Annotated in this window: 18 protein-coding genes; 13 read left to right on the top strand and 5 right to left on the bottom strand. The window is 62.6% G+C overall.

Features of this window, described 5'->3' with window-relative positions; all coding sequences use genetic code 11:
- Nucleotides 1–266 precede the first annotated feature (266 nt).
- Nucleotides 267–1,937, bottom strand: coding sequence for a diguanylate cyclase GcbA (gene gcbA / locus QRN46_RS21115; protein WP_011332268.1), 1,671 nt, complete (start codon nucleotides 1,935–1,937; stop codon nucleotides 267–269).
- A gap of 428 nt (nucleotides 1,938–2,365) precedes the next feature.
- Between gcbA and QRN46_RS21110 the strand changes: the two genes are divergently transcribed.
- The 6 genes from QRN46_RS21110 to QRN46_RS21085 all read left to right on the top strand — a co-directional run bounded on the left by QRN46_RS21110 (nucleotide 2,366) and on the right by QRN46_RS21085 (nucleotide 9,058).
- Nucleotides 2,366–3,433 (top strand): DUF2333 family protein, encoded by a 1,068-nt coding sequence (locus QRN46_RS21110; protein WP_011332269.1) that lies wholly within the window; start codon nucleotides 2,366–2,368, stop codon nucleotides 3,431–3,433.
- Nucleotides 3,434–3,436: 3 nt separating this feature from the next.
- A complete protein-coding gene (locus tag QRN46_RS21105) occupies nucleotides 3,437–3,994 on the top strand; it encodes an NUDIX hydrolase (protein ID WP_064379226.1) in 558 nt (185 codons plus the stop codon).
- A gap of 187 nt (nucleotides 3,995–4,181) precedes the next feature.
- Entirely contained in the window at nucleotides 4,182–4,553 is a 372-nt protein-coding gene (locus tag QRN46_RS21100) for a translation initiation factor Sui1 (protein WP_007951016.1), read from the top strand.
- A 218-nt stretch (nucleotides 4,554–4,771) separates the two neighbouring features.
- Nucleotides 4,772–6,685, top strand: coding sequence for an arginine decarboxylase (speA, locus tag QRN46_RS21095; RefSeq protein ID WP_011332271.1), 1,914 nt, complete (start codon nucleotides 4,772–4,774; stop codon nucleotides 6,683–6,685).
- A gap of 232 nt (nucleotides 6,686–6,917) precedes the next feature.
- Complete coding sequence (locus QRN46_RS21090; protein WP_221615459.1) at nucleotides 6,918–8,267, top strand: type VI secretion system Vgr family protein; 1,350 nt, start codon at nucleotides 6,918–6,920, stop codon at nucleotides 8,265–8,267.
- Entirely contained in the window at nucleotides 8,264–9,058 is a 795-nt protein-coding gene (locus QRN46_RS21085; RefSeq protein WP_011332273.1) for a DUF4123 domain-containing protein, read from the top strand. The genes QRN46_RS21090 and QRN46_RS21085 overlap by 4 nt, the downstream gene beginning before the upstream one ends.
- A 9-nt stretch (nucleotides 9,059–9,067) precedes the next feature.
- Here QRN46_RS21085 and QRN46_RS21080 read toward each other — a convergent pair whose 3' ends face one another.
- Both QRN46_RS21080 and QRN46_RS21075 read right to left on the bottom strand, forming a co-directional pair.
- Complete coding sequence (locus QRN46_RS21080; protein WP_011332274.1) at nucleotides 9,068–10,417, bottom strand: MATE family efflux transporter; 1,350 nt, start codon at nucleotides 10,415–10,417, stop codon at nucleotides 9,068–9,070.
- 37 nt (nucleotides 10,418–10,454) lie between these two features.
- Nucleotides 10,455–10,748 carry a hypothetical protein gene (locus tag QRN46_RS21075; RefSeq protein WP_007951010.1) on the bottom strand — a complete coding sequence of 98 codons (294 nt, stop codon included), beginning with the start codon at nucleotides 10,746–10,748 and terminating at the stop codon, nucleotides 10,455–10,457.
- 143 nt (nucleotides 10,749–10,891) lie between these two features.
- Here QRN46_RS21075 and QRN46_RS21070 point away from each other — a divergent pair, with 143 nt between their 5' ends.
- The 5 genes from QRN46_RS21070 to QRN46_RS21050 all read left to right on the top strand — a co-directional run bounded on the left by QRN46_RS21070 (nucleotide 10,892) and on the right by QRN46_RS21050 (nucleotide 15,308).
- Nucleotides 10,892–11,194 carry a MazG-like family protein gene (locus QRN46_RS21070; RefSeq protein WP_011332275.1) on the top strand — a complete coding sequence of 101 codons (303 nt, stop codon included), beginning with the start codon at nucleotides 10,892–10,894 and terminating at the stop codon, nucleotides 11,192–11,194.
- A complete protein-coding gene (locus QRN46_RS21065) occupies nucleotides 11,194–11,943 on the top strand; it encodes a methyltransferase (protein ID WP_011332276.1) in 750 nt (249 codons plus the stop codon). The genes QRN46_RS21070 and QRN46_RS21065 overlap by 1 nt, the downstream gene beginning before the upstream one ends.
- 12 nt (nucleotides 11,944–11,955) lie before the next feature.
- Nucleotides 11,956–12,567, top strand: a complete 612-nt coding sequence (locus QRN46_RS21060) for a DUF4136 domain-containing protein (RefSeq protein ID WP_011332277.1) — start codon at nucleotides 11,956–11,958, stop codon at nucleotides 12,565–12,567.
- Between the two features lie 54 nt (nucleotides 12,568–12,621).
- Nucleotides 12,622–13,179, top strand: a complete 558-nt coding sequence (locus QRN46_RS21055) for a DUF4136 domain-containing protein (RefSeq protein WP_007951006.1) — start codon at nucleotides 12,622–12,624, stop codon at nucleotides 13,177–13,179.
- 149 nt (nucleotides 13,180–13,328) lie between these two features.
- Nucleotides 13,329–15,308 (top strand): TadG family pilus assembly protein, encoded by a 1,980-nt coding sequence (locus tag QRN46_RS21050; protein ID WP_285357015.1) that lies wholly within the window; start codon nucleotides 13,329–13,331, stop codon nucleotides 15,306–15,308.
- Here the strand turns inward: QRN46_RS21050 and QRN46_RS21045 are convergent.
- Together QRN46_RS21045 and QRN46_RS21040 are read right to left on the bottom strand one after the other, a co-directional pair.
- Entirely contained in the window at nucleotides 15,278–18,043 is a 2,766-nt protein-coding gene (locus QRN46_RS21045; protein ID WP_011332279.1) for a PAS domain-containing sensor histidine kinase, read from the bottom strand. The genes QRN46_RS21050 and QRN46_RS21045 overlap by 31 nt on opposite strands.
- Entirely contained in the window at nucleotides 18,040–18,480 is a 441-nt protein-coding gene (locus QRN46_RS21040; RefSeq protein WP_011332280.1) for a TadE/TadG family type IV pilus assembly protein, read from the bottom strand. The genes QRN46_RS21045 and QRN46_RS21040 overlap by 4 nt, the downstream gene beginning before the upstream one ends.
- Before the next feature lie 75 nt (nucleotides 18,481–18,555).
- On the opposite strand from QRN46_RS21040, the gene QRN46_RS21035 reads away from it, so the two are divergent.
- Together QRN46_RS21035 and QRN46_RS21030 are read left to right on the top strand one after the other, a co-directional pair.
- On the top strand, nucleotides 18,556–19,026 hold the full coding sequence (locus tag QRN46_RS21035) for an A24 family peptidase (RefSeq protein WP_011332281.1): 471 nt from the start codon (nucleotides 18,556–18,558) through the stop codon (nucleotides 19,024–19,026).
- A gap of 124 nt (nucleotides 19,027–19,150) precedes the next feature.
- Nucleotides 19,151–19,927: a response regulator transcription factor gene (locus QRN46_RS21030; RefSeq protein WP_041475496.1), complete on the top strand. Its 777-nt coding sequence runs from the start codon at nucleotides 19,151–19,153 to the stop codon at nucleotides 19,925–19,927.
- Nucleotides 19,928–20,055 lie beyond the last annotated feature (128 nt).

Genomic DNA, 20,055 nt, shown 5'->3' with positions numbered 1-20,055 from the left:
GGCGCTGCTCAGGCGCAGGGCGTCGCCGCTGGCGAGGTAATCCTCGACGTTGCGTGCCACGACATTCTGAAATTGCTGCGACAGCCCCAGGTAACGCTCCATCAACAGATACGGGCGCTCCAGGGCTTTTTGCGACCACCACAGCGTGGCGCCGAGGGCCACGCAGACGGCGACCAGCAACAGAGTATTGAGATTGGTGAGCAACTTCAGGCGCATGACGGCTACCAACGGCAGAATGGTAAGCGCCTGAATTTATTGCGGTTCTGTTACACGGTTATGACCGATTGGGTCGAATCCGATGAAAAAGTGGCACTTTGCTTTGAGTCGCGAGCGGTCTGCACCCGATTGCGTCCTTCGCCCTTGGCGCGATACAGCGCCTCGTCGGCCTGGCTGGCCATCATCAGGCTGTCGGAGTCGTCGTGCATCTCCACCACGCCGGCGCTGAAGGTGCACCACAGATCCTGCGGCTGGGCCGGGTAGTGGATCTCGGCAAAGCGCTGGCGGATTTCGTCGAGCACTTTGTGCGCCGCTTCTATATCGGTGTCCGGCATGACGATGGCGAATTCTTCACCGCCGTAACGGCCGATGAAGTCGGTCTTGCGCAGACGCTGCTTGAGGAACAGCGCCAGGCTCTTGATGACCCGGTCGCCCATGGGGTGGCCGTGGCTATCATTGACCCGTTTGAAGTGGTCGATGTCGAGCATGGCAAAGCTCAACGGCTTGTTTTCACGGCGGGCGCGGAACGAGCAGTCTTCGAGCAATTGCAGAATGTGCGTGTGGTTGTACAGGCCGGTGAGGCTGTCGCGGACCATCCGTGCTTTCAGGTTGCGCGCGCGGGCGGCGCGGTTGCGCACGGTGGTGATCAGGTGGCGCGGCTTGATCGGTTTGGTCAGGAAGTCGTCGCCACCTTCGCTCATGGCGTCGAGCTGCTTGTCCAGGTCGTCTTCGGCCGACAGGTAAATGATCGGCACGCTGACGTAGCGGTCGTTGTGGCGGATGACCTTGGCCAGCTCGGTGCCGGTGCAGGCTGGCATGTACATGTCGAGGATGATCAGGTCTGGCTGGAAGTCCGCCAGCTCGGCCATCGCTTGAATCGGTTCGATCAGGGTGCGGGTGACGATCCCGGCGCTGTTGAGCAGGCGTTCGGTGTGCAGGGCCTGGGCGCGGGAGTCGTCGATGATCAGCACTTTATAGGGTTCGTACTGGGCGACGCAGGTCAGGACTTCGATCTTCTCCAGCAGGCTCGACGCTTCGAGGGTGCCGGTGAGGAATTCCTGGCCACCGGCGCGCACTGCCGCTAGGCGGGTCGGGGTGTCGGTTTCGTGCAGGCTGAAGAACAGCAGCGGCAGTGGTTCTTCCAGACCTTGCTGGGCTTCGGCAGCGAGTTTCAGGCCGACGCCGGCGCCGCTGAAATCCACGTCCATGACGATCGCGGCCGGCAGGCGCTCGACCATCGACGAGCGAAACGCCGACACGCTGTCCAGCGCCTGGGCGCTCAGACCGAAAAACTCCAGCTGCTTGGCCAGCCGCTCGGCGCGGTCGTGATCCTGCAGCATCACGTAGATCGGTTTGCGCAGGGGCGGCAGGAAGGTCTGATCAAGCTGATCGCCATGGCGCAGGCCGGTGCGCGACAAGCGCTGCATCAGGCGGTTGAGATCGGTGATCAGGCCGCTGCTCAGGCGTCCGCGATTGGCGTCCACCGCTTCCAGCGACTGGCTGATGTGGCGGGCCAGCTGCGTATGTTCGGGCTGTTCGAAACGCTCGGCAAAACGCAGCAGGCGCAAATTGGCCTCGCTCAGTTCGGCGAGATCGGCAGTGGACCACTCACTGCGTTGCAGGCGCTGCCATATCTCAAGAATTTGACGTGCCTGATGAATTACCCGCTGGGCAAAGTGGTGCTTGAGGCGCTCACGGCTGGGGTCTTCTGGCTCGGTCATATCCTGACTACTAGTTAGGGTGCATGCTGAGATCGACTGGTGGCTCTATGCTAGCACCTCTTTTCCCTTACATGAGTGTCGTACGTCAATAATCTGCGGTACGACATCATTCAGTTTCTGACTGGTGGGTTTCAATTTGAACCTGATCGTCGGGGAAGTCCCCATCTACCGGGCATTTGCCGATCTGCACACCGGTGAATTTGTCGCAGGCCGAGAAAGGTGGGGCGGGGTATTTGTGTTGTCCCGTTGCGGGTATCGGGGGCGGATTGGCGATGGTTCCGGTATCGGGGAATCCCTTAGGTTGGTCTGTCCGGACCTTGTGGCGGTCGGCGAGACAGCGCCTGTCAATATTGACGGGTGCCGGGTCGAGGCACGTTGTTGTATGGTTGTGGTCGAACCGTTGAACCCAAGATTGAAAGGATATCGCCATGCTGGACTGGAAGAACCGCGCGGGCAGCGCGCCTGAACGTGCCGCCGAGCCCAAGTCGGCCGCCCGCAGCTATGTCGGCGGGCTGTTGTTCAGCCGGGCGCTGGCCACGCTGGTTGCCATTTATCTGTTGGTGACTATTGCCCTTGGCTGGTATTGGAGTCAGGAACCGGCGCTGTTTCCCGTCGCGCAGAACGCTCAGGTTGCCGCCGAGAAGGAAGGCAAGCAGATGGTGGTCGGCTACACCACCGTCGAAACCCTGAAAACCGTTGCCGGTACTTTGCTCGACAAGCCGGGCGGCTACATTTCCAACGACCGTTTCCCGCCGGGCCTGTGGATGGACAACATGCCGAGCTGGGAATACGGCGTGCTGGTGCAGGTACGCGACCTGACCCGCGCCCTGCGCAAGGACTTCGCCCGTTCGCAGTCGCAATCGGCTGAAGACGCCGACCTGGCCAAGGCCGAGCCGCGCTTCAACTTCGACAACAAGAGCTGGGTCCTGCCGTCCAGCGAGTCGGAATATCAGGAAGGCATCAATTCCCTGAGCCGTTATCAGGCGCGTCTGTCCGATCCGACCCAGAAAAACGCGCTGTTCTACGCCCGCGCCGACAACCTGAACAACTGGCTGGGCGATGTCGGCACCCGTCTCGGTTCGCTGTCGCAACGCCTGTCGGCCAGCGTTGGCCGGGTCAAGCTCAACACCGCGCTGAAAACCGAAGTGCCGGCGGTGGGTGAAGTGCCGCAGGTCGACGAGGAGGTCGTCGAGACTCCGTGGATGCAGATCGACAACGTGTTCTACGAAGCCCGTGGCCAGGCCTGGGCGCTGTCGCACCTGCTGCGCGCGATCGAAGTCGATTTCGCCGACGTGCTGGCGAAGAAGAACGCGACCGTCAGCGTGCGTCAGATCATTCGTGAGCTGGAGGCGTCGCAGGAGCCGATCTGGAGCCCGATGATCCTCAATGGCAGTGGCTTCGGTGTGTTGGCCAACCACTCGCTGGTCATGGCCAACTACATTTCCCGGGCCAACGCCGCCGTGATCGATTTGCGTCAACTGCTCAATCAGGGCTGAGTCATGGACGAGAGCGCCAGAGAGGCGGCCCACCGCGCTGCCTCGGATGCTGAACAGATCGCCTGGGTCGACGAGCAGGACAACCTGCTCGGCGCCCTGGTACGTTCCGACCTGCGCGAGCGCGGGCTGATCGGCCGTGGCACCTACATCATGCTGTTCAACTCCGCCGGTGAACTCTGCGTGCATCGGCGCACGTTGAGCAAAGCCATCTATCCCGGTTACTGGGACGTGGCAGCAGGCGGCATGGTGCAGGCGCACGAGACCTACGCCGAGTCGGCGGCCCGTGAACTGGAAGAAGAGCTGGGCGTGAGTGGCGTAGAGCTGACGGCCCACGACCATTTCTACTTCGAAGACACCGGCAATCGTCTGTGGTGTTCGGCGTTTTCGGCGGTGTGGGACGGGCCGCTGATCCTGCAGCCTGAAGAAGTGCTCGAAGCGCGCTTCATTCCGGTCGAGCAGGTCATGCAGGAAATCCGGCAAAAGCCTTACTGCCCGGACTCTCTGGCAGCCTTGAAACGTTATCTGAAGGCTCAGCAAAGCAACGTCGCAAAGAACACATAAATTGGCGCCGATTGGCACTTAGCAATCGGTGTTTTTGCCGTTACACTGCGCGACCTTTTCAAGCTGCACCGGCCCGCTTTTATTGAAGAACCGGTGCAGTAGCGCTGCCCCTGCCTGAGTGGGGCTTCGCGGTCGATAGCCTTGCCCAAGGCTGCGATCAGTCTTTGTCCTCCCGAGAGGATTGCCGGTGGCCAAAAAAGCCGCATCCTTCGCCGCCCTGGGCGGCCTGGTATTTTCCACCGACGCAGGTCGTCATTGCCCGGAATGCAGCAAGCCGGTGGACGCCTGTATCTGCAAGCAAACCGTGATCCCGGCCGGCGACGGCATTGCCCGCGTACGCCGCGAGAGCAAGGGCCGTGGCGGCAAGACGGTGACCACCATCACCGGCGTGCCCCTGGCCGAGGACGCACTCAAGGAGCTGGCGACAACGTTGAAGAAACGTTGCGGCACCGGCGGTGCGTTGAAAGACGGGATCATCGAGATCCAGGGCGATCATGTCGAGCTGCTCCTGGCCGAGTTGGTCAAGCACGGTTTCAAAGCGAAGAAGTCCGGCGGCTAGCAGCCTCTGTGAAACCCACCGGCGGCTTGATTCAGCTCCAGGGTTCCTGGGTCTGACGTCGTTTCCATGGTTTTCACAGAGCCTGTTCATGACCGGTTTCTAAACTCAACGCTGTCAGCGCGGTCTACCGCCGCGCTGACGAACCGTCATTTTCATTCTTTAGACTGCGCCGGCCTGAGATCAGGCGACGCACTATGACTTCTTTATAGGGGACTTCGATGTCCGTACGACGCACACGCAAAGACGATGGCAGCCAATGGACAGTTGCGGACAGCCGCAGTGTTTACGGGATTCGCCATTGGGGGGCCGGGTATTTCGCGATCAATGACGCCGGTCGCGTCGAAGTTCGTCCGAACGGCCCGAGCAGCTCGCCTATCGATCTGTTCGAACAAGTCGACCAGTTGCGCAAGAGTGGCTTGTCCCTGCCGCTGCTGGTGCGTTTCCCCGACATCCTGCAAGACCGCGTCCGTCAGCTGACCGGCGCTTTCGATGCGAACATCGAGCGTCTGGAATACCAGAGCAAATACACCGCGCTGTACCCGATCAAGGTCAACCAGCAGGAAGCGGTGATCGAGAACATCATCGCCACCCAGAACGTTTCCATCGGTCTGGAAGCCGGCTCCAAGCCTGAGCTGCTGGCGGTGCTGGCGCTGGCGCCGAAGGGCGGCACCATCGTCTGTAACGGGTACAAGGACCGCGAGTTCATCCGTCTGGCGCTGATGGGCCAGAAGCTCGGCCACAACGTGTTCATCGTGATCGAGAAAGAATCCGAAGTCGGTCTGGTGATCGAAGAGGCCGCCTCGCTGAAGGTCAAGCCACAGGTCGGCCTGCGCGTGCGTCTGTCGTCCCTGGCGTCGTCGAAGTGGGCAGACACCGGTGGCGAGAAATCCAAGTTCGGTCTGTCGGCGGCGCAACTGTTGTCGGTAGTCGAGCGCTTCCGCGCGGCGGGCCTGGATCAGGGCATCCGCCTGCTGCACTTCCACATGGGTTCGCAGATCGCCAACCTCGCTGACTACCAGCATGGCTTCAAGGAGGCGATCCGTTACTACGGCGAGCTGCGCAATCTGGGCCTGCCAGTCGATCACATCGACGTCGGCGGTGGTCTGGGTGTGGACTACGACGGTACCCACTCGCGCAACGCCAGTTCGATCAACTACGACATGGACGACTACGCCGGTGTCGTGGTCGGCATGCTCAAGGAATTCTGCGACGCGCAGGCCCTGCCGCATCCGCACATCTTCTCCGAAAGCGGCCGTTCGCTGACCGCGCACCACGCGATGCTGGTGGTGCAGGTGACCGACGTCGAGAAACACAACGACGACGTGCCGCAGATCGAGAACAAGGAAGCGCTGCCGGAAACCGTGCAGTGGCTGGTTGACCTGCTCGGCCCGACCGACATCGAAATGGTCACCGAAACCTACTGGCGTGCCACTCACTACATGAGCGACGTAGCTGCCCAGTACGCCGACGGCAAACTGACCCTGGCCGAGAAAGCCCTGGCCGAGCAGTGCTACTTCGCCGTATGCCGTCGCCTGCACAACTCGTTGAAAGCACGTCAGCGTTCGCACCGTCAGGTGCTGGACGAACTCAACGACAAGCTGGCCGACAAGTACATCTGCAACTTCTCGGTGTTCCAGAGCCTGCCGGACACCTGGGCGATCGATCAGGTACTGCCGATCATCCCGCTGCACCGTCTCGACGAAGAACCGCTGCGTCGCGCCGTCCTGCAAGACCTGACCTGCGACTCCGACGGCAAGATCAACCAGTACGTCGACGAGCAGAGCATCGAGACCAGCCTGCCGGTGCACGCGCTGAACGAAGGTGAAGACTACCTGCTGGGCGTGTTCCTGGTCGGTGCCTACCAGGAAATCCTGGGCGACATGCACAACCTGTTCGGTGACACCGACTCGGTGAACATCTACCAGAACGCCGATGGCAGCGTGTACCACGCCGGTATTGAAACCCACGACACCATCGAAGACATGCTGCGTTATGTGCACCTGTCGCCGGAAGAACTGATGACTCACTACCGCGACAAGTGCGCCAGTGCCCGCATCAGCGCCAGCGAGCGCACCCAGTTCCTCGATGCATTGCGCCTGGGTCTGACCCGCTCCTCCTACCTGTCTTCCTGAGGCCAGGTTCCGCTTTCATCTGGTTGTCTGAAATTGTTCCGCTAACCGCGGACGTTTCAGATAACCGGGTGAGACGCTTCTTTTTCTCTTCGCGAAACGGCTTGTTCCAAGGCGAGCAAAGTGACGTCGTCTGCTTTTCGCGTAGGTCATTTCCGAATTTGTAGTTCGGCCCTCTACTCGGCCATGGGTCTCGGCGAGAATCCCCGCCCGCCCCCCTGTAGAGAATCCCCCCATGTTCGATCCAGCTGACGAGCCGTCGTTTCGTCTCGATGTAGCGGGCCTGTCCGACTCGCTTGAAGTCCTGGCATTCACGGGTTGCGAAGCCATCAGCGAGCCTTTTTCATTCGAGATCGACGTGCTGGCAGATGATCCGCATCTGGATCTTGCCGGCCTCATGTATCGTTCGGCGCGCCTGTGTTTCGGGTCTTGCGGCAATAGTGTTCACGGGCAGTTGCACAGTCTTGTCCAGCATGAACAGGGGCGCGGTGCGCGGTTGTTTCGGGCGCGGCTCGAGCCGCGGTTGAGCTGCCTGGGCCTGCGTTACAGCCAGCGCATCTTCAGTGATCTTTCGATACCGCAGATTCTTGATCAGGTGCTCAGGGAGCACGGTATCAGTGGCAACTGGCGCCGATTCGACCTGCAAGGCGCGTATCCGCCCCGGACATTCTGCACCCAATACGGCGAGTCGGATCTACAACTGGTGCAGCGGTTGTGCAGACAGGCACGCATTCACTATCACTTCGAACATGGGATTCGGAGACATTGCCTGGTGTTCGGGGACGATCCGACCCGGCTGCCACGCGCCGGGAGCCTGCGGTCCGATGTCGAGGATGGGGAACCGTCGCCGACAGTGCGCCGCTGGCAATCGGGCGAACATTCGCGCCTGCACGCAGAAGGCTCGCGGCGGACACGTACGGCGCAGGGGGAGTCCGATTCGCCAACCCTGCGCAGTGGTCACTGGTTGACGATTTCCGGCCAGCTCCTGGCAGACGCCAATCCGCACTGGCTGGTGAGCCGAATCGAGCATCGGGCCGATCAGTCGCTCGAGCCGCCCTACAGCAACCGGATTTATGCCGTTGACCAGTTGGCGCTACCCCGATCATCCGTCGGATACCGGGGGGCGCGCATGTGCAGTCCGCAACGTGCGTGGGTGGTGGCGGTCGAGGAGGCACAACCTGATGCCGTGCGGCCGGTGGCTGTCCAGTTCGACTGGCTTTATCAGGGTGAAGGGGCCCGCCCCAGCCACTGCTGGCTGCCGCTGGCTCCGGCGTTGGCCGATACGCCGATGGCCTCATTGAAGGACGGGGTGGAGGTGGTGGTGAGCTTTCTGGAAGGTGACCCTGAGCAGCCCGTGATCAGCGGCGTCTTGCAGGTCCCGGCACTCACCGAAGCGATCGCGGATGACGCACCGTCACCACTGCCCGAGCGTCTGGCGAGTGCGGGCTTGCCTCAGTGGTTGAAGGCGGCCGAGCCTTTGTTGTTGCTGTGCCTGATACCGGGGGGCGGCAGTTATCGCCATTGCTCGGCGTCACTGTGCAGCTGTCGATTGGTCGCCGGGCTCAAAACGAGCGACGGAAGATGAGCGTCGCGGCCCCCGGACAGCGCGCTCAATGGTTGTTGCTGGACATCGCACAAGCGCCGCAGGCAGTGCAGACGTTACGTCAGGGATTCGCCGGTGTGCACAGCCTGAAGCTGTTTGACGGTACGGAGTTTCAGCCGGTCAGTGAACAAGGCCCTTGGCTGATCGACCTGCGTGACAGCCCGGCGCTGTCGGCGCTTTGCCACACCGATCCCATGACCTGGCAAGGGCTGCTGCTGGGCAGCGAAGCCTCGGCGCAGGTATTGCGCGAACACTTGCAGCGGATGCTGACCGTGTCCGTCGGCCTGAATCACCGGGCACTGCTCAATTTCTACAATCGCCAGACCGCCAGCTACTTTTTCGACGCCTGCGATGCCCGGCAATTGAGCTGCTGGCTCGGGCCGATCGGATGGCTGCGCTGGTTCGGCGGGAACTGGGCCGATCTGGCTGGCGGCAGTCAGGGCTGGCAGCAACTTCGCAATCCGGGGCTGGCCGTGGAGCCGCTGCGGATCGAACAAAGCCTGACCCGCCGACAGCGCGAACGTCTGCACCGTTGCCTGCTGGATCAGCATGTCTGGCGCTGGAGTCAGGCGACAGGAAGCGACTATCGGCTGATGTCAGCCTTTCAGGAGCAAGGCCTGGCGCTGGGGTTCAGCGAGCAGACGCTGCTGGACGACTGGTTGTGGCTGCGTTTGCAGCATCCGCGTGCCGAGCTGACACCGCTGCCGCAAGGTTTGACCCCACGGCAGCGGCTCGAACTGTTGCGTCGGCGCTGGCTGAACGACCCGTCGTGAGGCGCCGCTTCAGTGAGCGGCACCGCTGAACCAGCCATCGGTGCGCCGCAGCCACCACGCCAGCCCCCCGAGCGTCAGGCTGCGCAGCACCATGAACAGCAGGAATGAAATCCACAGGCCGTGATTGCCCAGACCTTGCAGCGCCCAGGCGACCGGCAGCAGCAGGATCACGGTCGCCAGCATGCCGTTGCGCATTTCCCGGGCGCGGGTGGCACCGATGAACAAGCCGTCGAGCAAGTAGCTCCAGACTGCGATCAACGGCAGCACGGCCAGATAGGGCAGGTAGATGAACGCGGTCTCGCGCACGCTCTGGATGTCGGTCTGCATTTCGATGAACAAGTGGCCGGCCAACAGAAACAGCGCGGCAAAGCCCAGGCTCGCCAGCAACGACCAGCCACCGGCAACCACCAGCGAGCGGCGCAGGGCCAGACGATCCCGGGCGCCGATGGCGTGGCCGCACAAGGCTTCGACGGCGTGGGCCAGTCCGTCCAGCGCGTGGGCGGTCAACAGCAGGCCGTTGAGCAACAGCGCGTTCGCCGCGACGGTGGCATCGCCCAGTCGCGCGCCCTGCACGGTGATCAGGAAAAACACCGATTGCAGGGCCAGGCTGCGGATGAAAATGTCGCGGTTGACCGCCAGCAGCGGGCGCCAGCTCTGCCAGAGTTTCAGGGCGGCCCAGGCGATGTGGCCGGGATAGGCGCGCAAAGCCTTGCGAGTCATCCACAGACCGAGCAGGGCGCCGCTCCATTCGGCGATCACCGAGGCGCGCGCCGAACCGACCACGCCCCAGTCCAGGCCAATCACGAACCACAGGTTGAGCACGATGTTGATCAGGTTGGTGCTCAGCAGAATAGCCAGCGGCGCCCGGGCATTCTGGGTGCCGAGGAACCAGCCGACCAGCGCATAACTGGCCAGCGCTGCCGGCAATCCGAACAGGCGGGTGTGGAAGAAGTCGCGGGTCAGCTGATCCAGCTCCGCCGACGGTTGCATGAAGTGCAGCGCGACCCCGCTCAGCGGTACGCCCAGCGTTCCAAGCAGCAGCGCCAGCCCCATCGCCAGCAGCAGGCCCTGAAGCAGAATCTGCCGCAAGGCTGCACCATCGCTGCGACCCGCAGCCTGGGCGGCGAAGCCGGTGGTGCCCATGCGCAGGAATCCCATGGCCCAGGCCAGAAAGGTGTACAGGCTGGCACCCACGGCCACCGCGCCCAGTTGATGGGCATGGGGCAGGTGGCCGATGACGGTGCTGTCGACCAGCGCCACCAGTGGCACGGAAATGTTGGAGAGGATCATGGGGGCGGCGAGGGCCCAGACCCGGCGATGGGTCGGGCGGTCGCGCCAGTCGGTGATCAGGTTGGACATGCGGGCTCCTTGAGGAGCGGCATTGTAGCGGGCGGCGTCAGTGAATGATCCAGCTCAGCAGCCACAATCCCAGCAGCAACCAGATGATCCCGGCAATGATCGAGGCATTCATGAACGCGCGGATCGCCGACCACAGCAGCATCAGGCCGACGATCAGCGCGATGATGCTGATGATCGACGTGTCCATGCCCAGCGCCTTCGACAGCCCGTCGACAAAGTTGCCGCCCGCGTTGCCGAGCAGATTGAACAGGCCGCTGAGGCCGTCGACGATGAAGCGGATGATCGAGCCGAGCGCCTGGCCCAGCCATTCGAAAAAGCTTTCTACCTGCATGTCTGTTTCCTGATGAAAGAGCTGAGCCTTGGGCCGCAGCGGGTGCGGTCGAGTTCCCTGCAAGCATAGAGGGTTTTAACGGGCGGCTGGCGCTTGCCTTCGCTCGACATCCCCCCGAAGCTATACGCCTTCAGGAGAGCCCGATGAACCTTGTTGAACTGACCGAACGCCTGCACGCCATTCGCGACCGCAATGACTGGCGGCAATTTCACAGCCCGAAAAACCTGGCCATGGCCGCCAGCGTGGAGATGTCCGAACTGGTGGAAATCTTTCAGTGGCTGACCGAAGACCAGTCCCGCGAGTTGCCGGCGGACAAACTCGCCCACGCCGGGCAGGAAGTCGGCGACATCGTTCTGTATCTGTTGCTGCTGTGCAGCGAGCTGGGCCTGGACATGAATGAAGTGGTGCGCAGCAAACTCGCCGACAGCGAACGGCGGTTCAGCTGATGAGCGACCGTCATTTCGATCAGTTGGCGACCCGCTTCGCCGAAAAAATCTACGGTGGCGCCAAGGGCGCGATCCGCCTCGCTGTGCTGCAGGCCGACCTCGCCGAAGCCTTGCCGGATCGTCCGTTGCGGGTGCTCGACATCGGTGGCGGCCTGGGCCACATGTCGTTGTGGCTGGCTGAACGCGGGCACCAGGTGACGTTCACCGAGCCGGCCGAACCGATGCTCGAAGGCGCACGCCAGCGCTTTGCCGAAGCCGGGCAAACCGCGACGTTCATTCAGGCGCCCTGGCAGGAACTGCTCGGCCAGCTCACCGAACCCTTCGATCTGGTGCTGTGCCATGCGGTGCTGGAGTGGCTGGCCGAACCCCACGCGATTCTGCCGGTGCTGCATCAGTTGACCAAGCCCGGCGGCTGGCTGTCGCTGGCGTTCTACAACCGCGATGCACTGATTTACCGGAACCTGCTCAAAGGCCATTTCAAGAAAATGCGCAAGAACGACATGGCCGGTGAAAAGCAGAGCCTGACCCCGCAGCAGCCACTCGATCCACGGGAACTGGCGACGCAACTCGCCGGGTTGTGGCAGGTCGAAACTCAGAGCGGGGTGCGGGTTTTCCACGATTACATGCCGGTGGAATTCCAGGCCCGCGCCGAGTTGATTGATTTGCTCGAGATGGAACTCGCCCACCGTCGTCACCCAGGCTTCGCCGGGCTTGGGCGCTACTTGCACTGGATCTGCCGGCCGATCTGATCGGAGCGAGATATGAAAGGTCATTCAGGGTTACTGCTGATCTGTCTGGGGTTGGCCGCTTGCCAGGGCAGCAACCCCTACGTAGCGCAGTCGCGACCGTTGCCGCCGGCCCCTCCGCAGGCAGCGACCACTTTCGACCGCAGCGCTTATCCTGCGCCGCCACGGGATTACGGGCGCTATCGCAGTTGGGCGTGGCTCAACGGTCAGTTGCCGCCGGGTACGGCCTGGGCGGATTCGGCGCAAGTGGCCGAAGCCGTCAGCAGTGCGCTGGATCAGCGCGGCTTGCGCCCGCTGCATGACAATCGCCCGGCCGACCTGCTGGTCAGCGCCAACCTGAGCCTGGAAACCCGCCTGCGTCAGGTGCAGGACGATTACGGTTACTACGGCGGCTACGGCGGATATGACCGTTACGGCCGCGGTTACGGGATGTACAACACGGTGCCGATCGTGCGTACCTACCAGGAACAGGTCGTGGTGGTGCGAGTCGATCTGTTCGACGCCGGCAGTGGTCAGCCGGTCTGGAGCGCCAGCGCCGAAACCGGCACGCAAGGCAAGCAAAGTGATCGCACCGACGCGATTCGGGAGGCTGTCGAGAAGGCCATGTCGGCGTATCCTCCCAGTTAGCTTCTGGCAAATGAGAAGCTCCCTCAGGTTCATGTCTTCCACCGGAGAAAAACCATGTTCCGCCGTCTCGCTTTATTGGCTGTGGCCGCGCTGCTCAGTGCCTGCGCCGCCAACCAGGTCAACCATGACTTCGACGCCAGCCGCGACTTTGCCGCTTACCGCAGCTGGAGCTGGAAAGACCCCGCCCTGCAATACCGCCCCGACGATCCAAGGATCAAGAGCGACCTGACCGAACAGCGCATCCGTCAGGCCGTCGCCGACCAACTGGATCAGCGTGGCCTGCGCCCGGCCGCTTCGGGCGCCCGAGGCGATCTGTTTGTGCAGACCTACCTGATCGTCGAGGACCGTCAGCAACAGGTGACCACCAACTACGGCGGCGGTTGGGGCGGCCCGTGGAACGGTTACTGGGGCGCCCCGATGTACAACGAAACCCGCAACATCACCTATAAAGTAGCGACCATTCAGGTCGATCTGCTCGACGGCAAGGACGGCAAACTGGTGTGGCGTGGCAGCGACGAGCAGATGCTCAGCCGCACGCCGAACCCGGCGGATCGCAGCAATGCCATCCGCGAAACGGTGGCGCGGATCCTGTCCAACTATCCACCGCGTTAATCTGTTGAAAAAGTACGGGAGCCAAATGGCTCCCGTTTTTTATGGGCGGGTAAAACTGGCGTCTTGCCAGCAGTGTTGCCTGCGCGTGTCTACACTCATACCCATCCATGGAGGTTGCGCCCGGCCGTGCGCCGGCAAAGGAGTGCGCCATGTCCCGCCATTCGCCGTTCATCGATCCTGCCCGACAACGCGGGGCCATTGGCCTGATGGCGGCGCTGACCCTGGGCATGGCGCTGGTGTTCATCCTGGTGGTGGTCGACAGCGGTCGCTTGTACCTCGAGCGTCGTCATCTGCAACAGATCGCCGACGTCGCCGCCCTTGAAGCCGCGACCCGTGGCGGCAACTGCGGCGCCGGGGCCACGGCCAACGCTTATGCGCAGGCCAGCGTCGTGCGGAACAATTTCCCGATTCCCAGTGCCGGTCGCACCTTGGCCGTCGCCTGTGGCACGCTGAACCTGGACGCCAGCAATCTGCGGGTGTTTGCCGTCAATGCCGCCAGCACCGAAGCGATCCGTGTCGTCGTCAGTCATACCGTGCCTCAGAGCTTTGCCGGTGCCATCGGCGGACTCTTCGGCGGCGCGGGCCGCAATGCAACCATCAATCTCAGCGCCACGGCAGTCGCGGCGGTGCCGCCACCATTGGCATCCCTGACCATCCGCAGCACCGCATTGAGCGTCGATACGGGGCGGTCAGCCGTGCTCAATGCGTTGTTCGGTGGCTTGCTGGGCGGCAACCTCTCGCTCAGTGCCGCGAGCTGGAATGGCCTGGTCAACACCAATATCAATCTGCTCGGTTATCTGGACCGGTTGAAGGTCGATATCGGTCTCAGTGCGGGCGGCTACAGTGAAGTGCTCGGCAACACCATCGCCGTCAGTCAACTGGTCCAGACCGCGATCAACGTCCTCGACCCCAACGGCACCCTGAGTGCCACGGCAACCATCCTCGGCTTGCAGGCGATCAAGGCAGCGGCCGGCGCGACCCAAGTGGTGCTGGGCAACCTGCTGAAGGTACAGGCTGGCACCCAGGCCACGGCACTGGCGGTGGACGTGCGGGCGTTCGATCTGATTCAGGGCTTCGTGCAACTGGCCAACAAGCAGAACGGCCTGGTGGCCAACCAGACGATCAACCTTGGCGTGGCACAAATTACCGCGAGCGTGCAGGTGCTGGAGCCGCCGCAATTGTCGGCTATCGGTAACCCTCGGCTGGCAGCCGCCAACCCCTTGGGGCCGAACCGGATTTATGTGAAGACCGCGCAGGTGCGAACTCTGTTATCGGTCAATCTGCCTTTGCTGGATACGATTCTGTCGCTGGTCAACGCCGTGGCCGATCTCGCCGGGCCGCTGACCAATACGTTGAATGCCTTGCTCAGCCTGAATCTGGTGGGGGTGATCGATTCGCTGACGTGCGCGCTCGGTGCGCCCTGCCAGACACCGTCGATCGAGGTGCTGCCCGGGCCGATTCGTCTCGACGTGGCGCTGGATGTGGCGGCGGCCAACAGCTACGTCACTGCATTCAGTTGCCTGACGCCGACCAACAAGACCCTGACCACCAACACCACGACTTCAGTCGCCAACCTGAAAATCGGCCGGATGGATCCGGCAGCGGTTTTCGGCAGTAACGTCACGCCGCCGGCCGTGGTGGTGCAGCCGTTGAAGGTGATCGATATCGGTGTGAAGACCTGTCGGCGTTTTCTGGTGCTGCCGGTCAGCTGCGATCCACGCGTCCCTGCCGTCGGCGGCGGCCTCGACATCTCAGCCGATACCACCGTCGGCCAGAACGCCAACATCCCCCATGTCTACTCCGCACCGCCGGCTGCCAGTCTGCCGGAGATCAACCAGCCGCCGTTCTATTACAGCTACAGCACCGGCAACGTGGTCAGCAGCCTGAGCGACACCCTGAACAACCTCAACCTCAACATGCATGGCCCGACGGGCAGTCTGGTCAGTGGATTGGGGGCGATTCTGAGCTCCGTGAAGACCTTGCTGGTCACCACCATCAATACGGTGCTCAGTCCGCTGCTCGACACCCTCATCAACACGCTGTTGATGGCCCTGGGGATCAACCTCAATCAGGTCGATGTCGGCGCCAATCTCAGTTGTCAGTCGGGGCGGGCGACGCTGGTGATCTGATCGTCGAGGGCGATCGGCAATTCGATGCAGAACCGGGCGCCGTCGTCGCCGTTGCGCACGCTCAGGCGTCCGCCCATGTTCTCGACGATGCCGTAACTCACCGACAAGCCCAGGCCAGTGCCGACGCCCACCGGTTTGGTGGTGAAGAACGGCTCGAAAATCCGCTCCAGCAAACGCGGATCGATGCCGCCGCCGTTGTCCTCGACCCACAGCCGCACCACGTGTTCGTCGTGTTCGGCATGCACGGCAATCCACGGCTGGAAGTCGCGATTGGATTCACGCTTGCTCAACAGCGCGTCCCGGGCGTTGACCATCAGGTTGATCAACACCTGTTCCAATTGATCGACGTACCCGCGCACCTGCAGCTGGAAGTTCGCCTCGCCGATTCGTAGCTCGACGCCTTTGCCGCGCAGACCTTCGGACAGCAACGACAAGGTGCCTTCGATGGCGTCGAGCGGATTGAACGGGTGCTGTTCGATTTCCGAGCGCCGGCCGAACACCCGCATGTGATCGACCACCCGCGCCGCACGCTGGACCTGAGTGTCGATGCGGTTGAGCTTGTCGGTCAGGTAGTCGATCTGCACATCGCCGTTGCCCAGACGTTTGAGCACGTTGACGATGGCCATGCGCATCACGTTCAGCGGCTGATTGATCTCGTGGGCCAGCCCCGTGGCCATCTCGCCGAGGGTGGCCATTTTCGCGCTTTGGGTCAGTTGTTGCTGCGAACGCCGGACCTCGGTGTTGTCACGGCCCACCGCTTGCACTTCAAGCAGACGGCCCTGCTCGTCGAACACTCCGCGATCCGACCAGATCCACCACGCATGTTCGCGCCCCGGCAGGCGCAGGTTGATTTCGGCACTGCTCACCGGCGCGTCCGGAGTCAGTTGCGCCAGACGCTGGACGAAGGCCTCGCGTTGTTCGTCCGACATCCAGCTGCCCAGATTCACCCCCGGCAGTTGTTCCGGGGCGCACTCCAGATACATCGCCAGTGGCCGGTTGCCGAAGGTCAGGGTCAGGTCGGGGCGATAGCGGCAGATCATGGCCGGCGAATCTTCCACGAGGATGCGATAGCGTTCTTCGCTGGTCTTGATCCGCTCGGCGGCGAGGGTCGCGTCGGTAACGTCCAGCCACAGCCCGACAGCCTCCACTGGCAGACCGAGATCGTCGCGCAACAGTTTGGCTTCGTCGAGCAGCCAGTGGGTGTTGCCCTGGGTGTCGAGCATCCGGTAGCGCGTGCTCACCGAACCTTCGCGCAACAACTGCCGGGTGCGTTCGAAATACGCCGCGCGATCGTCGGGATGGACATGATTCACCAGCGCACCGTCGGCGCAGTCGGCAAGGCTCCAGCCCAGCAATGGTTGCAGGCTGGCGCTGAAAAACGTCGGCTGCAGCGCGCCCTCGACATAGCGCTGCACGTAGATCACCGCTGGCGCGCTGGCGATCAGGTTGTCCAGTCGCGCATGGGCAGCGGCGGCCTGCTGTTGCTGGTTCTTGATGTCGCTGATGTCGAGCATGAAGCCTACGAGACGCCGCTCGGCGCCGATGCCCAGTGACTGGCCCTGCAAGCGGAACCACTGCGGTTGCGCCTGATCAACGGGTTGCAGGCGCACGCACAGCTCCAGCGCCTGACCTTCGTCCTGCAAGGCTTGCAGGCGGCTGCGCAGTTCTTCGCGGTCGGCCGGGTGCACCCGGGCGAACCAGGCCTGAATCGGCAGGCGCCCGGCGCTCAAGCCGAGGCTGACGGCCAGCGCATCGGCGAGCAGCACTTCGGCGCTGTCGCTGAACACCTCCCACCAACCGGTGCCGAGCAGGCTTTGCAGGATTTCCAGACGTTCCAGCTGCAAGTGGTGACGATGTTCACGCAGGCGTTCCAGCAGCGGCGCGGCGACGGCGGCGGCCAGTTGCAGCCAGTCGTGATCGCTCAACTCGGCGGTGTGTGGCTGCGCGCTGAAACAGCCGAAGAGCAACCATGCCGCCACGCCATGGGCGTCGCGGTAAGGCACGGCAAACCCTTCGGCGGGGCCGAACACGCTGCTCAGGCGGGGATGCTCGGCGGGCAGCACGCGTTGCGGTGCGGCGCCGTTAAGGCTGTCGAGTCCGGTACCCAGGCGCTGCGCCATATCCCACAGTCGCGGGGCGTCGGGTGCGCTGTAATGCTGATGAATCTGCCAGCCCTCGGTCTCTTCATCCAGCAGCGCTACGGCCAGGCAAGGCACCTGAAAACGCTGGCTCAGGCACTGCAACTGTTCGCCCAGCACCTGTGGCAGACGCGCCAGGCCGCAGAGCCGCAAGTGGTCGCGGATGTGTGCGGCGAGCCACTGGCATTGCTCGCGGCTGTGCGCCTGACGTCTTTCGCTCAGCAGGTCGCCGATATCCAGCAGTTGCAGAACCCAGCCATCCCCCTGCGGCTGTACCCAGCCGCGCAAGTGCAGCGGCGGACCGGCGAGGCTGAAAAAATCCAGATCGAGCAACTGTCCCTGCCAGTCGGCGGGCACGCCTTCGACCGCAAGCGCGCTGTGCGGCAGCAGGTAATCGAGCAGATGCGGCGTGCGAGCGGCGGACAGTTGTTGCGCCAGCACATGGCGCAGTGGCCCGGTCAGGTGGATGACCTGGCCTTCGCCATCCAGATGCAGCTGCAAACCGACGCCGGGCACCACGGGGTCGTCCATGACCGCTGGCGGTGTGGACGTTTGACGATTGAGCAGGCGGTCGAACAGCTTGTCACCGGAACTCAAAATTGCAGGCTCGAGCTGGCGGTCAGGTTGGCCGGTAGATTGGGTACCGCCCCGATACCGGGCAAGACCAGAAACGGTAACGCCTGATTGAGCTTGTTGGTCGGGTAGTTGATGGTCACGGTCAGCAGGCCGCCCACGTAGGTGATCGTGGCGTCGGTGGCCGCGTTGAAGTTCAGTGCTGACGGTAGCCACGCCAGGCGTCGCGTCAGTTCGGCGCGTGCCACGTTCTGGATCGCGGTCGCGTAGTTGGCGGTCGCCGGATCCAGTGCCACGCCACGCCGCACTGCTTCGGACGTCGACTGGGTAAAGGCCTGCATCAGCAACATCGGCAGGCTGTAGCTCACAATCCCGTAAAACACGGCAAAGAAGATGACGAAGACCAAGGCGAATTCGATGGCGGCGGCGCCTTTTTGCTTGCGGGGGAGGCCGGTTTTCATGAGTGCGTCTACCCTGACAGTCACTACGTAGTATCAGCATAGAATCATTCAGCCAAAACGGACGATTTTTACCGGATGCACAGCTTTGTCCTACTGATCTGGCTGACACTCTGCGCCGCGCAGGATGCCCGCGAACGCCACATCGGCAACGGCCTGACCCTCGGCGTCGGCGCGCTGGCGCTGGTCTGGTTGCTGGTCACCGGCAGCACCTGGCTCGGGGCGGATGCGGCGCAGGGCGGCTGGGCGGTGTTGCTGGCGCTGGCGCTCACGCTGCCGGGTTACCTGCTGGGGCGAATGGGCGGCGGCGATGTGAAACTAATGACAGCCCTGGCCCTCGCGACAGACGGTCAGCACCTGCTCGGCGCGTTTATCGGCGCTGCTCTCTGCAGTGCGATGTGGGTGCTGCTGGTGCCAAAAGTCTGGCTGCATGCCAGTCAAGGGGTTAGAGAACGTCTTCGATATTTCAGTCCTGAAATGTCAAAAAAGCTGCCATTTGCGCCGTTTGTGCTGGTTGGAACAATCCTGACTTTTTATTGGATCCATTAGTCGCCACTCGCCACTACTGCTATGTACATAGTCGGAAAGTGCGTCTACTTTCAAATGAGCGGTTATACAGCCATAGGCTGGCGGTACAGGAATGGTCAGCTTTGGCCCGGGCATGGAGTGGCACGTGAACAAGCTTACGTCGGCGGTAAAAGTCCTTGTGGTCGATGATCAGGCGCTGATCGTTGAAGAACTCTGTGAGTTTCTTGAGAGCAGCGGTTATCGCTGCGTGCCCTGTGAGTCCAGCAGCGAGGCGGTCACGCGTTTCAGTGAAGACCCGGCCATCGGCCTGGTGTTGTGCGACCTGCACATGCCGGACATGGACGGCATCGAGCTGGTGCAGGCGCTGCAGGGGGTGTCCGGCAAGAGCCGGGCGTTCGAAGCAATCATGCTTACCGGCCGCGCCGACAAGCAGGATGTGATCAAGGCGTTGCGCGCGGGGATTGCCGATTACTACCAGAAACCGGTGGATCTGGATGAGTTGCTGGAGGGGTTGCGGCGTCAGGAAACGGTGCTGCAGGAGCGGCAGAAGACCCTGCAACTGGGGCACCTGAATCAGAAGCTGCAGGATCTTTCTTCGTCGATCGATGATTTGTATCAGGATCTGGACAAGGTTCGGCGCGGGCCTGCGCCGGCTGCCCAGACCGTGGCAGAGGGTGACAGTGCAGAGATACCGGCGATTTTCGAGCAGTTGTCGCCGCGCCAGCTCGATGTGGCCCGGCTGGTGGGCAAGGGGCAGACCAATTATCAGATTGCCTGTGAGTTGGGGATTACCGAGAACACGGTGAAGTTGTATGTGTCGCAGGTTTTGCGGTTGACGCATATGCATAATCGGACGCAGCTGGCGTTGGCTCTGGCGCCGGGGAGTTCTTCTGCTGTTCGGCGGGGGGTTACGGCGCATTGACCTTGGCGGCCTTTGGGCCGGCCAGGCCTTGGGTTTGTTTTGGGTGAATATCCGTTTCTTTGGGTGTTGCGGCTGGCGGTTCCGCCCTTACGGCGGGTCACTTTTGGCAAACGCCCCAAAAGTAACCA

Source organism: Pseudomonas sp. lyk4-R2A-10 (genome assembly GCF_030209075.1).
Taxonomy (GTDB): Bacteria; Pseudomonadota; Gammaproteobacteria; order Pseudomonadales; family Pseudomonadaceae; genus Aquipseudomonas; species Aquipseudomonas glycinae.
The sequence above is the reverse complement of the archived record's forward strand: the minus strand, read 5'-3'. Positions and strand labels throughout refer to the sequence as shown.

Excerpts from the sequence above, each read along its gene's own strand:
- gcbA (WP_011332268.1), bottom strand. The coding sequence starts at position 1,937 with ATGACCGAGCCAGAAGACCCCAGCCGTGAGCGCCTCAAGCACCACTTT.
- QRN46_RS21110 (WP_011332269.1), top strand. The coding sequence starts at position 2,366 with ATGCTGGACTGGAAGAACCGCGCGGGCAGCGCGCCTGAACGTGCCGCC.
- QRN46_RS21105 (WP_064379226.1), top strand. The coding sequence starts at position 3,437 with ATGGACGAGAGCGCCAGAGAGGCGGCCCACCGCGCTGCCTCGGATGCT.
- speA (WP_011332271.1), top strand. The coding sequence starts at position 4,772 with ATGTCCGTACGACGCACACGCAAAGACGATGGCAGCCAATGGACAGTT.
- QRN46_RS21090 (WP_221615459.1), top strand. The coding sequence starts at position 6,918 with ATGTTCGATCCAGCTGACGAGCCGTCGTTTCGTCTCGATGTAGCGGGC.
- QRN46_RS21085 (WP_011332273.1), top strand. The coding sequence starts at position 8,264 with ATGAGCGTCGCGGCCCCCGGACAGCGCGCTCAATGGTTGTTGCTGGAC.
- QRN46_RS21080 (WP_011332274.1), bottom strand. The coding sequence starts at position 10,417 with ATGTCCAACCTGATCACCGACTGGCGCGACCGCCCGACCCATCGCCGG.
- QRN46_RS21075 (WP_007951010.1), bottom strand. The coding sequence starts at position 10,748 with ATGCAGGTAGAAAGCTTTTTCGAATGGCTGGGCCAGGCGCTCGGCTCG.
- QRN46_RS21070 (WP_011332275.1), top strand. The coding sequence starts at position 10,892 with ATGAACCTTGTTGAACTGACCGAACGCCTGCACGCCATTCGCGACCGC.
- QRN46_RS21065 (WP_011332276.1), top strand. The coding sequence starts at position 11,194 with ATGAGCGACCGTCATTTCGATCAGTTGGCGACCCGCTTCGCCGAAAAA.
- QRN46_RS21060 (WP_011332277.1), top strand. The coding sequence starts at position 11,956 with ATGAAAGGTCATTCAGGGTTACTGCTGATCTGTCTGGGGTTGGCCGCT.
- QRN46_RS21055 (WP_007951006.1), top strand. The coding sequence starts at position 12,622 with ATGTTCCGCCGTCTCGCTTTATTGGCTGTGGCCGCGCTGCTCAGTGCC.
- QRN46_RS21050 (WP_285357015.1), top strand. The coding sequence starts at position 13,329 with ATGTCCCGCCATTCGCCGTTCATCGATCCTGCCCGACAACGCGGGGCC.
- QRN46_RS21040 (WP_011332280.1), bottom strand. The coding sequence starts at position 18,480 with ATGAAAACCGGCCTCCCCCGCAAGCAAAAAGGCGCCGCCGCCATCGAA.
- QRN46_RS21035 (WP_011332281.1), top strand. The coding sequence starts at position 18,556 with ATGCACAGCTTTGTCCTACTGATCTGGCTGACACTCTGCGCCGCGCAG.